This is a genomic window from Rhodonellum psychrophilum GCM71 = DSM 17998, assembly GCF_000381545.1.
Classification (GTDB): domain Bacteria; phylum Bacteroidota; class Bacteroidia; order Cytophagales; family Cyclobacteriaceae; genus Rhodonellum; species Rhodonellum psychrophilum.
This window is the reverse complement of the sequence record NZ_KB906683.1, coordinates 1-17,846: the sequence shown is the minus strand read 5'-3', so window position 1 is coordinate 17,846 and position 17,846 is coordinate 1. Positions and strand designations below refer to the sequence as shown.

Annotated in this window: 14 protein-coding genes and 1 riboswitch; of the genes, 7 read left to right on the top strand and 7 right to left on the bottom strand. The window is 40.8% G+C overall.

Features of this window, described 5'->3' with window-relative positions; translation table 11 throughout:
* Nucleotides 1–141 precede the first annotated feature (141 nt).
* Both F824_RS0115830 and F824_RS0115825 read right to left on the bottom strand, forming a co-directional pair.
* Entirely contained in the window at nucleotides 142–594 is a 453-nt protein-coding gene (locus F824_RS0115830) for a YciI family protein (RefSeq protein WP_019598899.1), read from the bottom strand.
* 74 nt (nucleotides 595–668) lie between these two features.
* Nucleotides 669–2,054: a TIGR00341 family protein gene (locus tag F824_RS0115825; protein WP_031327069.1), complete on the bottom strand. Its 1,386-nt coding sequence runs from the start codon at nucleotides 2,052–2,054 to the stop codon at nucleotides 669–671.
* A 421-nt stretch (nucleotides 2,055–2,475) separates the two neighbouring features.
* On the opposite strand from F824_RS0115825, the gene F824_RS0115820 reads away from it, so the two are divergent.
* Genes F824_RS0115820 through F824_RS0115805 form a run of 4 tightly spaced genes read left to right on the top strand, consistent with a single transcriptional unit; the run spans nucleotide 2,476 to nucleotide 5,431 of the window.
* Entirely contained in the window at nucleotides 2,476–2,844 is a 369-nt protein-coding gene (locus tag F824_RS0115820; RefSeq protein ID WP_026333752.1) for a response regulator, read from the top strand.
* A 53-nt stretch (nucleotides 2,845–2,897) separates the two neighbouring features.
* Nucleotides 2,898–3,695 (top strand): MlaE family ABC transporter permease, encoded by a 798-nt coding sequence (locus F824_RS0115815; protein ID WP_019598896.1) that lies wholly within the window; start codon nucleotides 2,898–2,900, stop codon nucleotides 3,693–3,695.
* Between the two features lie 3 nt (nucleotides 3,696–3,698).
* Nucleotides 3,699–4,448: an ABC transporter ATP-binding protein gene (locus F824_RS0115810; protein WP_019598895.1), complete on the top strand. Its 750-nt coding sequence runs from the start codon at nucleotides 3,699–3,701 to the stop codon at nucleotides 4,446–4,448.
* Nucleotides 4,448–5,431, top strand: coding sequence for an MlaD family protein (locus F824_RS0115805; protein WP_019598894.1), 984 nt, complete (start codon nucleotides 4,448–4,450; stop codon nucleotides 5,429–5,431). The genes F824_RS0115810 and F824_RS0115805 overlap by 1 nt, the downstream gene beginning before the upstream one ends.
* A 315-nt stretch (nucleotides 5,432–5,746) precedes the next feature.
* Here the strand turns inward: F824_RS0115805 and F824_RS0115800 are convergent, their stop codons facing one another.
* Nucleotides 5,747–6,796, bottom strand: a complete 1,050-nt coding sequence (locus F824_RS0115800; RefSeq protein WP_019598893.1) for an endonuclease/exonuclease/phosphatase family protein — start codon at nucleotides 6,794–6,796, stop codon at nucleotides 5,747–5,749.
* Nucleotides 6,797–6,950: 154 nt separating this feature from the next.
* Between F824_RS0115800 and acnA the strand changes: the two genes are divergently transcribed.
* Nucleotides 6,951–9,725, top strand: coding sequence for an aconitate hydratase AcnA (acnA, locus tag F824_RS0115795; RefSeq protein WP_019598892.1), 2,775 nt, complete (start codon nucleotides 6,951–6,953; stop codon nucleotides 9,723–9,725).
* A gap of 310 nt (nucleotides 9,726–10,035) precedes the next feature.
* Nucleotides 10,036–11,682 (top strand): glucose-6-phosphate isomerase, encoded by a 1,647-nt coding sequence (gene pgi / locus F824_RS0115785; protein WP_019598890.1) that lies wholly within the window; start codon nucleotides 10,036–10,038, stop codon nucleotides 11,680–11,682.
* 205 nt (nucleotides 11,683–11,887) lie between these two features.
* On the opposite strand, the gene F824_RS0115780 is transcribed toward pgi, so the two are convergent.
* The 4 genes from F824_RS0115780 to F824_RS0115765 all read right to left on the bottom strand — a co-directional run bounded on the left by F824_RS0115780 (nucleotide 11,888) and on the right by F824_RS0115765 (nucleotide 15,741).
* Nucleotides 11,888–13,066, bottom strand: a complete 1,179-nt coding sequence (locus F824_RS0115780) for a trans-sulfuration enzyme family protein (RefSeq protein ID WP_019598888.1) — start codon at nucleotides 13,064–13,066, stop codon at nucleotides 11,888–11,890.
* A gap of 309 nt (nucleotides 13,067–13,375) precedes the next feature.
* Nucleotides 13,376–13,481, bottom strand: a riboswitch (SAM riboswitch).
* 66 nt (nucleotides 13,482–13,547) lie between these two features.
* The gene (gene pth, locus F824_RS0115775) at nucleotides 13,548–14,108 is read right to left on the bottom strand and encodes an aminoacyl-tRNA hydrolase (protein WP_019598887.1); all 561 of its coding nucleotides are present in this window, start codon (nucleotides 14,106–14,108) and stop codon (nucleotides 13,548–13,550) included.
* Between the two features lie 91 nt (nucleotides 14,109–14,199).
* A complete protein-coding gene (locus tag F824_RS0115770; protein WP_019598886.1) occupies nucleotides 14,200–14,772 on the bottom strand; it encodes a 50S ribosomal protein L25/general stress protein Ctc in 573 nt (190 codons plus the stop codon).
* 42 nt (nucleotides 14,773–14,814) lie between these two features.
* Nucleotides 14,815–15,741, bottom strand: coding sequence for a ribose-phosphate pyrophosphokinase (locus F824_RS0115765; protein ID WP_019598885.1), 927 nt, complete (start codon nucleotides 15,739–15,741; stop codon nucleotides 14,815–14,817).
* 1,044 nt (nucleotides 15,742–16,785) lie between these two features.
* Between F824_RS0115765 and F824_RS0115755 the strand changes: the two genes are divergently transcribed.
* A partial coding sequence (locus F824_RS0115755; protein ID WP_026333751.1) for an Ig-like domain-containing protein occupies nucleotides 16,786–17,846 on the top strand: 1,061 nt, incomplete at its 3' end.

Below are 17,846 nucleotides of genomic sequence, written 5' to 3'. Positions count from 1 at the left end.
CAATTTTCGACCTCCCCCTATCGATAAAAAGCGTTATTCTCCAACTAGTCTCATTTTCTTGCAGTTTCGATTCCATTTGGAGAACTGATGCATATTTTGGGTTGAATAGAAATCAAACGGATGAAAATCAGGGATGCGTTCTCAAAAGGCTTTTTTCTGGATTTTTGGGTGGACTTCCGGGATCATCATCAAGGCAGCGGATCCATACCATTCTTTGAGTTCCATCCGGAGGATTCCCGCCTGAATGGAAGGATCTGTTTCTGTCAATGATTCGGCTTCTTCTATGGATTCCACATCAAAGAAAAACAGCCCCCGTAAATCCTCGTTTCCAAAAAATGGACCGGCTAAAATCAATTTCCCCATTTCAGCCAGCCGTGAGATGTTTTCCATATGTCCCTTTTGGTATTCTGTCCTTTCCTCAGGCGAATAGTCATCCACTTTGGACCCACGGTAAAGGAATGCGATCACAAATTTTTTCATCCCATAGTCGTCAGCCTTCAGTTGGGTAGCCAATTCGGGATCAAAAGACTTCTCCTGTGCGATGACAGAAATGGAGAGGAGAGTCAAGCAAATCAAGAGGAGAGAGGTTTTCATGGAAAAGAGGTCTAGGCTTTGTTTTAATGAAATGGATACGAGATTCTTGATTCAGGGATTTTGTGAGATTTATTTTACGATCCTGTTTCGATGATTACGGCTATTGTATCGGCTTTGGTTCGGATTTTTAGCCAATCGGTAAGTCGTTTGGTTTCGTCTTTGTTGGGTTTTGATTTGAATTTGGCAAAGGCCAGCAAAAGCGTGTCCTGTTTTTCATCCTTCAAGTTGGCGATCACGGCGCGATTGATGGTAAAGGTTTCCAGATTCCGATGATTGATTTGGGCTTCCTTTGCGATGTCCATCACTTGCTTGGTCGATTGGTCGTATTCGGCAATTTCCCTTTCCAAGAGAGCAATTTTTTGGTCTTTGTTTTGGATGAGTACTTCATTGCGTTCATAGAGATCCTTTAGGATATCCGACCGAAGGATGTTCATGTCTGTCCCGTTGTCCCCGCTTTGTTTTATTTTCAAATGGGTTTTTGGGAGATTAAAGGCAATCAGTTTTTTCTGCAAGAGTTGGATTTGTTCCTCTTCAATCCTGTCTCCGATTACCGAGATCTCAATTCCACTGCTGTCGGCATCGAAAATCAAGGTGCTGGCAATGATCTGGGCTCTTGGAAAATCCAACTCGGTTTTGATAAACTGTTTGGCATTTTTTTCCCATAAGGTCCTTGTCACAATATTATAGGCCAAATAAACACTGGGTACAATGGTCAGGATAGTGAAAATGGTGATGTAATTCCTTACTGTCCGCTCTCTCTTTCTGTCCATAAATTCCTTTTTTGGAAATTTCATGAACCGTACAATCAGGTAGGTGGACAAACTTATGAAGACGGAATTGATGAAGAATAGGTAAAACGCTCCAAAGAAGTAATAAAAATTTCCGGTTGCCAGACCATAACCAGCAGTACAAAGAGGGGGCATCAGCGCCGTGGCTATGGCAACTCCTGGGATGGCATTGCTCTTTTCCTTTCTGGATCCAGCCACGATTCCTGCAAGGCCTCCAAAAAGTGCAATAAGCACATCCCATATGCTGGGCTCAGTCCTTGCCAGCAATTCAGATTGCGCATCTGCCAAAGGGGTGAAAGAGAAGTAAACCGTGCTGGTCAGGATACTGATCATAATGGCAATCCCCAGATTCTTGAGGGATTTTTTCAACAAGTCAAAATCATTGATCCCCGCAGCCAATCCGATCCCCATGATGGGACCCATAAGAGGGGAGATCAACATGGCGCCGATGATCACAGCGGTGGAGTTGACATTGAGTCCAACCGATGCCACGATAATCGCAAAAATCAAAATCCATAAATTTGCACCTTTGAATTCTACATTTTTTTTGATGTATTCTATGGTGTCGATTTCATCTTCCTTACCCTCATGAAGATCAAATCGATCTTTAAAAAAAATCAAAATATTCAGGATTTTGTTTCGAAGGCCAATGGTTTTTCTTTTCTCTTCCATTCTTTTGTTGACTTGAAAATCAAAAAGCAAGGTAGATAAAAATGTCGATTTGATCCTCTCAAAAAAACTGGTCCCATGGAAGGGGATAGGTTTTTACCGGATTGAAGAACGAAGAGGCGAATGTCTCTGATAAAATTTATGGGCAAATCAGGGTGGAAACAATTCAATAAATAGCTTTAATTATGAATATTTAAAGTGTTGAAAAATAGATGAATAAATAATATTTAGCCTAGGCTAAAAATGTTAAGCCTAAAAAAATTAGACCAGTCTAAAAATCGTTTTGCGTAAAATATTGGAACGAAGTGGGCATAAAATCTTAAATTTGTTTTGGGATTGATCTGTTTTCTGAATGCTTGAAAAGCAGCATGAATTCCAAAAACGAAACAGGAAAAACCAAACACGACTTCCAAAGATTTTTGGCATGAATAAATTGATAAAGCGAATACTATTTGTAGACGACGATAAAATCCAACACATGATCAATAAGAAAAACATGCTCCGACTCCGGCCGGATCTAGAACTGTTTTTCTTTGAAAATCCATATTTGGCATTAGATTGGTTAGCTACCAATGAAGCCGATTTATTGATGTTGGATGTGAATATGCCAGAGATGAATGGATGGGAATTTTTGGACGAATTGAATAAACTAAAAATCCTTATTGATGTAAAGATGCTCACTTCATCCTTGGATCCTGATGATATTGAGAATAGCATGGGCTATACTCAGATTTCAGGATTTTTGATCAAGCCATTGCAAAATGAAGTGATTTCTGATATTTTGGGATTATAACATGTTGATGTTGTTTAAAATCATATAGCTTTGCAGATTGATTAAAAATTCTTATGGCTGAAAAAACCTACGAAAGAAGACCAACAATTACCAAGAATTTAGATAAATTTTTTACCGGTCTTGCAGATGCTTTTGCATTTGTCAAGCGGTTTTTCCAAGAAATCTGGTTTCCGCCTTATGAATTCAAAGAAATACTCCGGCAATGTTATGAAATCGGGTATAGGTCTTTGCCCCTGATTTCCCTCACAGGATTTATTGTGGGGATTGTTTTCACCAACCAGTCCCGCCCCTCCCTTTCAGAGTTCGGAGCCACTTCATGGCTCCCTTCATTGATCTCTGTGGCGGTGGTAAGGGCTATGGGTCCATTGGTCACAGCATTGATTGCGGCTGGAAAGGTCGGTTCAAGCATTGGTGCAGAAATTAGCTCGATGAAAGTCACCGAACAGATTGACGCCATGGAAGTTTCGGCGATCAATCCCTACAAATATTTGGTGGTTACAAGGGTGATTGCCACTACCTTGATGTTGCCTATATTGGTCATGTACACGGATTTTCTTGCACTGATGGGTTCCTATATCAATGTCAGTCAAAACGAATTGGTGAGTATGTCCACTTTCTTTGTCCAAGTGTTTGAAGCCATTTCTTTTCTGGATATTTTCTCTTCCATCATCAAATCCTTGTTTTTTGGATTCACAATTGGGATTGTCAGTTGTTACAAAGGATATAACTCCACAAAAGGAACTGAAGGAGTTGGGAAAGCCGCCAATGCATCGGTCGTTATGTCGATGTTTTTGATATTCATTGAGGAGTTGTTGAGTTTACAGATCGTTAACGCCATCCGAAACGGATAGATTATGATGGAAAAAATTGCAGAAATGAAGGGCTTAACAAAATCCTTTGGGGATCTAAAGGTCCTGCAGGGTGTTGATTTGGATCTTTATAAAGGAGAGAATCTAGTCGTTTTGGGAAAATCTGGTTCAGGGAAATCGGTTTTGATCAAAATCTTGGTGGGCTTGTTGAAAAAGGATGAAGGCAGCGTAATGGTGATGGGAAAGGAGATTTCCGAACTGAAACTTAAGGAGTTGAATGCCTTGAGACTTAAAATCGGCTTTTCCTTCCAAAACAGTGCCCTTTACGACAGTATGACCGTGAGGGAAAACATGGAATTTCCCCTTGTCAGAAACGTTAAAAACCTCACCCGCAAGGAAATCGATACAAAAATTGAAGGTTTGTTGGATTCGGTTGGATTGCCACAGTCCATCAATCAAATGCCATCGGAACTTTCCGGAGGTCAAAAAAAGAGAATCGGGATCGCCAGGACACTGATTCTGAATCCTCAAATCATGTTATATGATGAGCCAACGGCAGGATTGGACCCGATTACCTGCGTGGAAATCAATACACTTATCACTCAGGTGAGAGAGGAATACAATACATCTTCCATTGTCATTACCCACGATCTTACCTGTGCAAAAGCCACGGGGGACAGGGTTGCGGTACTTTTGGATGGTCAGTTTAAGGCAGTCGGTGAGTTTTCCGAAGTTTTCGAAAATGCTACTGACGAAAGAATTAAATCATTTTACGACTATAATTTTATTCAATAATGAGAAACGATAACCAAAAATCTGTCATTGTAGGGGTATTTGTATTGCTGGGCATTGCCATTTTGGTAGCCGGGATCCTTACCTTGGGTGGGCAACAAAAAAAATTCGTCAAGAGCATCAAACTCAAAGCGGTTTTTGAAGATGTTGCTGGATTACAAACAGGCAATAATGTTTGGTTTTCCGGTGTTAAAATCGGAACCGTTCGAAAAATCAATTTCTATGGGGATTCCCAAGTGGAAATCGAGATGAGCGTGGAATCCAAGACGAGCGATTACATCCGAAAAGACTCTAAGGCAACCATTAGTTCTGATGGACTCATTGGAAATAAAATTATTGTGCTTTACGGTGGTACCACTCAATCTCCACCGGTTGAAGATGGGGACAGACTGGTAGCGGTTATGCCATTGGACACGGATAAAATGATGGAGACACTTCAGGAAAACAACAACAACCTCGTTTCCATCACCAATGACCTAAAAAACCTCACCGGAAAAATCGCCGATGGAAAAGGAATCGTGGGCGCAGTGATGACCGACACAGTTTTGCAGGAAAATTTTAAGGCGATTTTAATCAATCTAGAGCGTGCCTCTGTCAATAGCAACAGGATGATTGGTGAATTGACCACGTTTTCTTCCAAACTCAACAAGGAGGGTACACTATTCAATGACTTGGCCACAGATAAGGAAATGTACAAAAACCTTCAGGCCTCCATTTCAGATTTACAAGCAACTGCTGACAATGCAAAGGAATTGACAGGCAATCTGACGACTGTAACTGAAAAACTGAACAGATCTGATAACGCAGCAGGAATGTTGCTCAATGATGCAGAGTTTGCCAACACGCTAAAAAACACCATGGACAATGTGGACAGCTCTTCCATGAATTTGAATAGGGGTTTGGAGGCATTGGAATATACATGGCCATTTAGAAGAGGCTTTGTCAGAAAAGCAAAAGCCGAGGCCAAGGCAGCGGAAAAAAATTAAAGTTATTCATTTTGACACAAAAAAACCTGCCTGAGACCACTCAGGCAGGTTTTTTTGTGTCAAATTCAAAGCCATCACTTTAGAATTTAACCCGTGTTATCCATTCCCAATTTCATTCCGGCCTGTAATTGCTTCATAGTCAATCCTTGTTCACTGTTTTGACTTCCCCTTGTCTGCATCAGCCCTTATTCGCCTAATAGACTGATCTTCTTTCAGTTTAAACTCCAAAAGGCAATCTGTGCACCTTTCATGTTAAAAAGATAAGAGGTAAAATGAGGTTTTGATTGTAGACAGAAGCGCTGTCAATCCTTGGCATCAAGCTTCTTTTCCATCCGAAATCTTTTCCTTAGCCTCTTTCTTTTCGGTGGCATTTGCGGATTTCTCTTCGTTTAAGTTGGCAGGGTTAAGAACAAGGCTGGTGCTGATAGGAAAATGATCTGAGCCGATACCCTTGTGTACGGTTATGTTTCTCAAAGTGAATTCCTTACTTACAAAAATATGATCTAATGGCCATCTCAGGAAAAAATATTTTGCGTGAAAGGTACTGAACATCCCCCTTCCCCGTCTAGGGTCCAATAGCCCGCTGATTTTCAAAAACAACTCACTGGTATAGGACCAACCCACATCATTAAGGTCTCCAATGACCAAGCAGGGTTTTCCATATGCTTTCGCCTTCTTTCCCACTATCAGTATTTCCGCATCCCTCTCGGTGCTGGTTGTATTTTCTCCAGGAACTGGTGGGGTAGGATGAATCGCGTATATCTTGATCAGGTTACCATCCCTTAATTCCAAATCCAATTCCAATGATGGGATTTCATCGTCGATCAGATACAAAAGCTGCTCCTTTTTGATGGGCAATTTGGAATAAAAAAGCATCCCATAAGTATTGTCCAAAGGCTTCTCAATATGATAGGGATATTCTTCTTTAAAAATTTCAATCGCATCTGCCCATTTCTGATCTGTCTCCACCAATAAAAAGACATCAGGATTTTCCTTTTCAATCAAGGAGGTGGTTTTTTTAAAATCGGTATTGTATTGGTACACATTCGAAACAAATACCTTAATGGCTAAAGGATCATTCCCTTTTGCGTCCTTAATCATTTTTTTGGAAAAAGGAGTGAAGGGAAAGATTTGCCAAAAAAGATACATGGCCAAGATCACCAAGGCAGATACAATGGCCAAATCAAAAATCTCCAGTTGATTATAGAATACTGATAACCAAATAAATATTATGGTCAGTGTTAAAGTGAGTTTTTGCATCCTTGGATAATCAAAAACGCGGAAGGTCCAATAATCACGCTTGATCAAAGGAAGCAATCCAGCAAAGATCAAAAAGAAGCTGATAATTTGAAGGGTGATTTTCATAGCGTACCTAGAGGTCGTTTAATTTAATTATTTCGCGAGTAAAATTGGAAAGGAATTTAATAAAAGGGTAAAAAAAAGTAAATTAGGCAATCATTTATAAAGAATGCATGTTGCAAAAGAACAAACTTTTTTTTAATCAATAAAAATAAAAGATATGTCATTAGATCCCTACAAGATTAAGAGAACATTGAATACCCCAAAAGGACCATTGAGTTATTGGAGTTTAAATGAGCTAAAAGAGACAGGTTTTAACATTGATTCGCTGCCCTTTTCAATCAGGATTTTATTGGAAAATGCCCTTCGGAATTTTGATGACTTTGCCATCACCAAAGAACATATAGAGACCCTTGCCAATTGGACGCCTGCGCCTTCGGACAAAGATATTCCTTTTAAACCTGCCCGTGTACTGATGCAGGATTTTACGGGAGTGCCTGCGGTGGTGGACATTGCATCCCTTCGCGCAGAGGCAGTGAGAAAAGGAAAGAATCCGAACAACATCAATCCGTTGATTCCGGTGGATTTAGTCATTGATCATTCGGTTCAGGTGGATTATTTTGGTACCAATTACAGTTATCAAAAAAATGTTGACTTGGAATATGAAAGGAATGGGGAGCGCTACCAGTTTTTAAAATGGGCACAAAAGGCCTTTGATAACTTTTCTGTAGTCCCTCCAGGAATGGGGATCTGTCATCAAGTCAATTTGGAATACCTTGCGCAGGGGGTTATCTCTCGGGATGGCAATGTTTTTCCTGATACTTTGGTCGGCACGGATTCCCACACGCCAATGGTTAACGGCATTGGTGTGGTTGGTTGGGGAGTCGGTGGAATCGAGGCAGAAGCTGCTATTCTTGGACAACCCATTTACTTTATTTTACCGGAAGTCGTCGGTTTGAAGTTGACGGGAACACTTCCCTTGGGCACCACAGCCACGGATATGGTGTTGACGATAACCCAATTGCTGAGAAAACATGGGGTCGTGGGCAAATTCGTTGAAGTTTTTGGGAATGGCCTGGACAATTTGACGGTGCCCGATCGCGCGACCATCTCCAACATGTCCCCAGAATTTGGCTGTACGGTCACGTATTTCCCCATTGATGCGCGTACGCTGGATTATATGGCCAAAACAAACCGCTCTACAGATCAGATTCAATTGGTAGAAGAGTATGCCAAAGCCAATATGCTTTGGAGAACGGGTGAAGATAAAATCAAATACAGCTCTGTTGTGGAATTGGACTTGGCTACAGTGGAGCCAACGGTTGCTGGACCCAAAAGACCCCAGGACAAAATCTTGGTAAGGGAATTCAAGCAAAAATTTGGGGAAATTCTCCAAGACGCGCATGGCAGGGAATATATACCCATTGACAAGCGTGAAGAAGGAAGATGGTATGAGGAGGGTGGTAGTCAACCTTCTGAACCTAAAACGGAAACCGAAGCAGAAATCGAATACGAAACCAAAGTCAAAAATGGTCTCAAAACCGTGGTGGTGAAGTTGAACAATGAAAAATTCGCGCTCTATGATGGTTCTATTGTGATAGCAGCCATTACTTCATGCACCAACACTTCTAATCCATCTGTGATGTTGGGGGCGGGATTGGTTGCTAAAAAAGCCCGTGAGAGGGGCTTGGATGTGAAGCCTTGGGTAAAGACTTCATTGGCTCCAGGCTCAAAAGTGGTGACGGACTACTTGAAATCCGCAGGACTTTTGGAAGACCTTGAGGCATTGAGATTTCATGTGGTAGGTTATGGATGTACTTCCTGCATCGGGAATTCAGGTCCATTACCCAAACATATCGCCAAGGCCGTTGAGGAAAATGACTTGATCGTCAGTTCCGTCTTGTCGGGAAACAGAAATTTTGAGGCAAGGGTACATCCGCAAGTCAAAATGAATTATTTGATGTCACCCATGTTGGTTGTGGCATACGCACTTGCGGGAAGGGTAGATGTGGATTTGCTGAATGAACCATTGGGATATGACCCAAACCTTGAACCAGTGTATCTAAAGGACATTTGGCCGAGCAATGATGAGATTTCTGAAGTAATGCGTAAAGTGCTTTCTCCTGCCGATTTTGAAAAAAGCTATGGTGAAATTTTTGAAGGCGATGACCAATGGAAAAACCTGAATGTTCCCCAGGATGAAGTGTATCAGTGGTCTGAGGAAAGTACCTACATCAAAGAAGCTCCATTTTTCGATGGGCTATCAGAAATGGTTTCAGACTCCAAAGACATTCTGGGAGCAAAGGTGCTACTCAAATTGGGAGATTCCATCACTACAGATCATATTTCTCCCGCAGGCTCATTCAATGAACACTCCCCTGCAGGTAAATACCTGATCGAAAGAGGAGTTGATCGAAAGCAATTCAATTCCTATGGTTCCCGAAGGGGCAATGATGAGGTGATGGTGAGAGGAACTTTTGCCAATGTCCGGATCAAAAATCAATTGGCTACGAAGGAAGGGGGATATACAACCCATATTCCAAGCGGGGAAGAGATGAGTGTGTATGATGCTTCCAAAAAATACCGAGAGGAAGAGACACCACTTATTGTTTTGGTCGGTAAAGAATACGGAAGTGGATCCTCCAGGGATTGGGCTGCGAAGGGAACCACTCTTTTGGGGATCAAAGCTGTGCTGGCCGAAAGTTATGAGAGAATACACCGCAGCAATCTCGTGGGGATGGGTGTATTGCCGCTCCAATATCTACCGGGGGAAAATGCCGATTTCCTGAAATTAACCGGAAAGGAAACATTCAGCATTTTGGGTATAAGTGATGGGTTATCAACATTGAAAACCTTACAAGTTGAAGCGATAAAAGAAGATCGGGAGAAGGTGAATTTCCAAGTCATCTGCCGACTGGATTCTGCCATTGAGGTTGAATATTACAAGAATGGTGGTATTCTTCATTATGTGCTGAGAGATTTTCTCAAGAAATAAAATCCAGGAAACCGATATAAGACTACCCGTATTCGATTGTTAAAAAATAATTTGACAACCGAAGAAGTCTCAATTTTGATTGGTTTGATTGACGATTCGATTTTGTCAACTCTTGTTGGTATGGAGGATGAGTTTAGATTGGGAAGCCCTTTCGGATGTTTTGCATCCTGAAGGGCTTTTTTTATCGATATGGACACGGACAAATCGGGATTACAAATTCATTGGAATCACCTTATATTTTGGGCTTAAATTTTAATGGACAAATTTAATGGTTATTTTTATGCCGAAAACCGATTAAACTCTTCAAACTATGAAAAACATCAATCCTACTCAAACCAAAGCATGGCAATCACTCGCTCAACTTGCCAAGGAAAATAAAGACCTCACCATAAAATCACTTTTTTCGGATGCCGCTCGGTTTGATAAGAATTCCCTCAAGTTTGGGGATATTCTGGTTGATTATTCCAAAAACAGGCTGGATGAAAAAACCAAGTCGGAGCTTTTGGCCCTAGCCGAAGAGACCGAATTGAAAGGAGCGATAGAAGCCATGTTTACCGGAGAAATAATCAATGGGACAGAGGGCAGAGCGGTTCTGCATACGGCTTTGAGAAACAGAAGCAATTCGCCAGTGCTCTTTGAAGGCAAAGATGTGATGCCGGATATCAATGCCGTATTGGATCAGATGAAAGCCTTTGCGGACAAAATTCAGAATGGAACTTGGCTCGGGTATACTGGCAAGCCCATCAATACCTTGATCAATATTGGCATAGGAGGCTCAGATCTTGGTCCCGTAATGGTGACTGAGGCCTTGAAACCTTTTCAAAATCCCAAAGTGAGCATTTATTTTGTATCCAACGTGGATGGTTCGCACATTGCGGAAGTACTGAAAAAGGCAGATCCGGAAACCACCTTGTTCTTTATTGCTTCAAAAACATTTACCACCCAAGAGACCATGACCAATGCCCATACGGCGAGAAGTTGGTTTTTGGAATATGCGCGGGAAGAAAAAGCGGTTGCAAAACATTTTGTAGCCCTGTCTACGAACGCCAAATCGGTTACAGAATTTGGCATCGATCTCAATAATATGTTTGCTTTTTGGGATTGGGTTGGAGGAAGATATTCACTTTGGTCCGCCATAGGACTTCCAATAGCCTGTGCCATTGGTTTTGACAATTATAGAAAATTGCTCGAAGGTGCCCATGCGATGGACAACCATTTCAGAAATACGCCATTTGAAGAAAACATACCTGTGTTATTGGCTTTGATCGGCATTTGGAATACCAACTTTCTTGGCGCTACCTCTGAGGCGATTTTGCCTTATGACCAGTACATGCATCGATTTGCTGCCTACTTCCAACAGGGCAACATGGAGTCCAATGGCAAGTATGTAAGTAGAGACGGAGAAAAGGTGAATTACCCAACAGGGCCCATCATTTGGGGTGAGCCAGGCACAAATGGACAACATGCCTTCTATCAACTGATTCACCAGGGGACCCATTTGATTCCATGTGATTTTATCGCGCCAGCGAATTCCCATAATCCAATTGGAGAGCATCACCAAATCCTGATGTCTAACTTCTTTGCCCAGACTGAGGCTTTGATGAATGGAAAGTCCCTTGATGAGGTAAAGGCAGAAATGGAAAAAGCGGGCAAGCCACAAGAGACCATATCCAAAATTGCACCGCACCGCGTTTTTGAGGGCAATCGACCAACGAATTCCATTTTGGTGAAACAGGTGGATCCGTATACTTTGGGTGCTTTACTGGCCATGTATGAGCACAAAATTTTCGCACAAGGCGTGATCTGGAATATCTTCAGTTTTGACCAGTGGGGTGTCGAGTTGGGAAAAGTCCTGGCGAATGGCATTTTCCCTGAACTCAAAGGAGAAGAAACCATCACTAGCCATGATGCCTCTACCAATGGCTTGATCAATGCCTTTAAGGAAATGAGAGGATAATAAATTGGAGATTCAAGTCTTGCCCTTCGTCGATTTTTTAAAAAGAATTGGAGGGGGAAGATTAAAAATAAAAACCCTTTCCGGATTTGAATACGGAAAGGGTTTTTTGCATAATGGCTTATGTGATTTTCTGTACTTAGGTTCTTTTTAGAAAGAATAGAAGCAGTTGGCGCGAAACTTTTGATTAGAAATATTAAAGAAACGACTAGCGGGAAAGCGCCAAAGCCCGCTCCACATCCAATTTGATATCGTCCACATGCTCCAAGCCTACGGAAAGACGGATCAAACCATCGCTGATTCCAACTTTTGCACGCTCTTCCTCGGTTAGTTTGCTGTGTGTGGTGGATGCTGGATGGGTGATGATGCTTCTGCTGTCTCCAAGATTTGCCGTGACCGAGATCATTTCCAGTTGATCGATAAAGCGTTGGGCCCTTGCGATTCCCCCTTTTAAGGTCAAGGTGATGATTCCACCACCAAGTTTCATCTGTTTTTTTGCCAGGTCATATTGTGGATGGGAGGGTAGGAAAGGATATTTCACAAAATCAAGATCCTGGCTGTTCTCGAAATATTGGGCAATGTTCAATGCACTTTCGCAATGCCTGTCCATCCTAACAGCTAAGGTTTCCATGCTTTTTGCCAAGATCCAAGCATTGAAGGGGGATAATGAAGGTCCGGTATGTCTGTTAAAAAACTGGACCTCCTTGATCAGATCCGCTTTTCCCAAAATCAAACCTCCCAAAACTCTTCCTTGGCCATCGATGTATTTGGTTGCGCTATGGGTCACGATATGGGCTCCCCATTTTGCAGGTTGCTGAAGGTATGGGGTCGCAAAACAATTGTCCACGACTAAGATCAGGTTATGTGCGGCAGCAAATTTCCCGACCCACTCCAGATCGATGATTTCCAAGCCTGGATTTGAAGGGGTTTCAATGAAGATCATTTTGGTATTGGGCTGCACCAATTTTTCCCAATTGGAAATGTCCGAGATGTCACCGTAAGTGGAGGTGATTCCCCATTTTGGAAATACCCGGGTGAGCAATTGGTGCGTACTTCCAAAAAGTGATCGTGAAGCCAAGATATGGTCGCCTTGTTGCAAAAGGGCAGCAATGCTGCCAAACATGGCTGCCATTCCCGAAGCAGTGGCCAACCCATCTTCGGTGCCTTCTGCGGCACAAACTTTCAGGATCAGGTCGGTTGAATTTGGATTGGCATACCTAGAATATATATTTCCCGGGATTTCTTCTGCAAACATTTGCCTCGCTTCTTCAGCATTGTCAAAGGTAAAGCTGGAGGAAAGGTAGATCGGTGCGGAATGTTCCCTTTGATTGGATTTGGAAGCTGCGATGCGTATGGCTTGGGTTTCGAAATGTGGTTTGGAAGACATGTGAATAGGATTGTTAGGGTGAAGGCTTTTGATTATTATTAATTTCGGAAACGATCAGGACCGGAAATACAAAAGAATAATCACTGAACATGGTTCAATTGAATTGAACGTGAGTCAGTTATTATTCTTTTGGTCAATTTTAGAAGGTTGAAATTTTGGAAGCGAAGTTTTGGTTTATTGGATTTGTGAAAGAGTGAAAAACAATAAATAGGAGCAACAAGACACAAAGCCCAATTCCTGGGATTCAGTAATGCGCAACGGAAAATAATAAAATAGGGTAGGGGAATCAGTTCTGGATGCATAATAATCAATTTATAGCTCTCGTCGAGACGAGCAGGTTTTGGCACCTTTCCGGTGGATTGGATGGTTGCCAGAGGGTCATTGAGCCTGTTCTCTTACCTCTTCTTTATAAATCACTGATGAACGAATGCAAATTAAATGGTGAAAAGTTTAAAAACCAAATTTTGCAAACCAATTAAAATCAATCGTTGAACTGTGTCATGGTCATATTGATCCCGATCGTACAGAAACCCTCGATCATTTCGATTGCTTTGTCCATAAAAATCGGCAATTCTTCTATTTCTTTTTTGCTCCATCTTCCCAGTACGTAGTCAATTTGTCTTCCCTTTGGGAAATCATCTCCAATGCCAAATCTGACCCTGGGATAATCTTGACCCCCGGTCAATTCCTCGATGTTTTTCAATCCATTGTGTCCTGCTGCCGATCCCTTTCCCCTTAACCTGATTTTGCCAAAAGGAAGAGCGACATCATCGACCACCACCAAAATGTTTTCCTTGGGAATGTTGTGCTCCTTCATCCAATAGTTTACGGATTTCCCGCTGAGATTCATATAAGTGGTGGGTTTGATCAGAAAAAACTGGCGTCCTTTGAATTTAAAATCAGCGGTAAAAGCCAGTCTCCCGCTTTTCCAGGTTGCACCATGCTTATCCGCCAGTCTGTCGACGGTAAGAAAGCCAACATTGTGCCGGGTCAGTTCGTATTCAGGTCCGATATTTCCAAGTCCAACAATCAAATATTTCATTTCAAATATGTCTAGAATGAATCAAAGGTTTAAAAATAAAAATCCTGCTTAAAATATTAAGCAGGATTTTTATTTATTTGAGAAGCTTGAATTATTCTCCTTTTTTACCTCTCAATGCTCTTGGTATACCAATGGTGGCGATAGACACATTAGGGCTCGTTAGGATTTCATAACCTGTTGAAGTCAATTCTTCAACTTTAACAGATTTTCCCAAGTCAAGGTGTGAAATGTTAACCGGAATGGTATCAGGAAGATCTTTTGCGAATCCTTTAACCAAAAGTGTTCTCGATTTGATTTCGAGTTTACCACCTTTTTGAAGACCAGGTGAAGTACCTTCGATTACAACTGGGATATCGATTTTGATTGCTTTGTCCTCACTGTAAGCAAGAAAATCTGCATGAAGTAAGTTTTCACTTACAGGATGATATTGCGCTTCTCTCAAGATTGCCTTGATGATGGTTCCTTCGATATTCAATTCCACCATGTGTACATGTGGGGTATAAATCAAAGGTCTGAAAAGAATTGCGGGTGAATGGAAGTGAATTTGTTCAGGTATACCTGGACCATACACTACACAAGGAATATTACCTTCTTCACGGAGTGCATTCAATTCTCTTGATTCGAGATTTGCTCTTTTAAACCCTATAATCTCTAATGATTTCATAAATTTTTATTAAGTGTAAATTATAATTGATTGTTTTTTTCTTTAAATAAACAAAGCACTGATGGACGTATTTCCTGTTACTGCGTGGATTGCTTTTGCAAACAGATCCGCTACTGTAAGAATCCTTATTTTATCGGATTTTTGTTTCATTGTAATGGTGTCTGTCACCACCAATTCTGTTAAAACAGAATTTTCAATGTTTTCATAAGCCTTTCCAGAAAGAACACCGTGAGTGGCAATCGCCCTAACGGAGTTGGCACCCTTGTCCATAATGATTTGCGCAGCTTTACAAAGGGTACCCGCAGTATCAACCAAGTCATCGATCAATACAACATCTTTTCCTTCTACATCTCCAATGACCTGCATGGAAGCGATCTCGTTTGCTCTTTTTCTGTGCTTGTCACAGACGACCATTTCTACTTCAAAATGCTTGGCGTAAGATCTGGCTCTTGCTACTCCCCCTACATCAGGGGCTGCGAAAATCAAATTATCCAAACCAAGGCCTTCCAAATAGGGCACAAAGATAGCTGAACCATTCAAATGATCCAAAGGTAAATCAAAAAATCCCTGGATTTGACCCGCATGAAGATCACAAGTCATGATCCTGTCCGCTCCGGCAGAGGTGAGGATATTGGCAACCAACTTTGCGGCGATGGAAACCCTCGGTCTGTCTTTTCTGTCTTGTCGGGCATATCCATAATAAGGAATGACTGCACAGACTTTATAGGCACTCGCCCTCTTGGCGGCGTCTATCATCAGGCAAAGTTCCATCAGGTTGTCCGAAGAAGGATTGGTAGATTGGATCAAGAAAACGGTACATCCTCTTACGGATTCGTTGAAACTTGGAGACATTTCGCCATCACTGAATTTGGAAATGGTGAGATCCCCCAACTTTTTCCCATAATTTCTGGCAATGCTTTCTGCTAATTTGTGGCTGTTTGTCCCTGAAAAGAGCTTGACCTCAGTCATGATTTTGGTGGATTTTTGGCGTGATGCAAATGATTTTAATAATTTGCAAAGGTAATGAAAAATGGATGGAAGAGCATAAAAAAAAGCTTTAGCTTTGAGGAAAATTAGAAAATGGAGGCGGTGGGGCTAAATCAATGAAATAATTTCATTTTTCTTAAAAGGGCCACAGGAAAAGGCTTGTCAAAGCTGTTTTTATTTTTTTTTTAGAATGATTGGACATAACGGATGATTTTTTAATTGTTAGTCCTACTTGACTCGTTTCAAATGGGATTGTGAGCATTTGAGTTCAAAATATTCAGGACTCTCTTCAATGTTATTGGAACCAGGTTAGAAGAGGATTTTTTTTAATCAGATAGAGGAAATGAATCGCGCTCGATTCTTTCAGGACAACACCTAAATACCCCCTTTCCTAAATTGTGGTCAAAAGAAGTCTGATTTTGGTTCATATAGTCTGTGCTATAAAACGTTGTGAAAAACCAACAGAAAGAAGTCTACACTTCGAAAAAAAAGGATTCAGTTGGGGCATTTCGGATTGAAGGGATATTGACCCTTGTTTTACAAAATCGTTGAATGCATTTTTTTAAGTCTCAAATTATGTATTCGAAATTTAATTGCAACAGGTGATTTTAAAGTGATGGAGTTAGAAGGATTATTTGGTTTCACTGAATGAATTATTTTTAGAGGAGGCTTTAAAAATCTTACAAATCTTTTTTGGTCTTTGATTGTGAAATATTTCCCAGATTTTTTCAAAAAAATTACTGCGCTTGATTTTTCTTGAAAAAAATGTCATTCTGCATAAAAGTAAACATGAACAGCACACTTGTTAATTTGAATTTTTTCTGTGTTTAACGATGCTTTGAAGTTTTTAAAGACCCAAAATTTTCAACTTGTTTAAGCGAAATATATTCTGTTTTTTAATGATTATTAATAATTAAACAAAATAACATTTCCCTAGATGCCATGTGCATAAAATTATATTTTAAATTATGAAGTATATTTTTATAGGTAACATAAGCAATATTCTAGGTATAAAATAGAAGTATAATGAAAATGATAGGCATAAATTTCTCTAGGTATTTCGTCGCTTTTTTTTGGTTTAGCTTCTGTTTGATTCTTTCATTTCACTCAAATGCGTCTTCAAATTCTAAATCTGTTAAAGAGGGTGTTTCAATCACTGAAACTATTCCCAAAAACACATCATTATTGAATAATTGGAATAGCATTGGTGGAAAGGCGAAATTATCTTTGAATTCAGTCGGGAATAATGTTGAGTTAAAAGCTACCAATGTGTATGAAATTAACGCTAATAATTTTGTTCAACTTGTTGCTGAGCCTCAAACCGGATATCTTTTTAGTTATTGGAGTTTAGACGGTCAAAAAGTGAGTGAGAATTCTGTTTATGAATTTTTGATGCTGGAAAAAGACATCTTGGTCTCTGCTCATTTTATTCAAATCACTCTTCCAACTGTTCAAATTACCTCTCCAATAGAAAAATCTGTCTATGGCGGTTTGGATATTATTGAAGTGAATATCGAAGCAACAAGCGGTTTAGGTGAAATTGAAAAAGTTCAGCTGTTCTTAAATGAAAATTTGATTTCTACATTCTATGAATTTCCATATAAATATAATTTGAAAGAATACTCGGAAGGGGAGTATGCGATTAAGGCAATTGCCACTGACAATACAGGACAATTTTCTATTTCGGAAGTGATTAAATTTAGTATAGAAAAAGCGAATGTCGCTCCAACAGTATCGATCAGTTCTCCGGCCCAAAATGCATCCTTCTTTATAGGAGACAATATCAGCATCACTGCCAACGCTGCCGATGCTGACGGAACCATCGCAAAAGTGGAGTTTTACTACGGTAACACTCTTTTGGGAACAGACACTACCTCCCCTTACAGCTTCACCTGGGCAAATCTGCCAATGGGATCATTTGCTTTGACCGCCAAGGCAACAGACAACAAGGGTACTGCCACGGTTTCTTCAGTGGTCAATATCAACGTGGTCGAAAAACCGAATGTAGCCCCGACTGTAGCCATCACCGCACCAAATGCGAATAGTCAGTTTATACAAGGAGACAATATCAGCATCACAGCAAATGC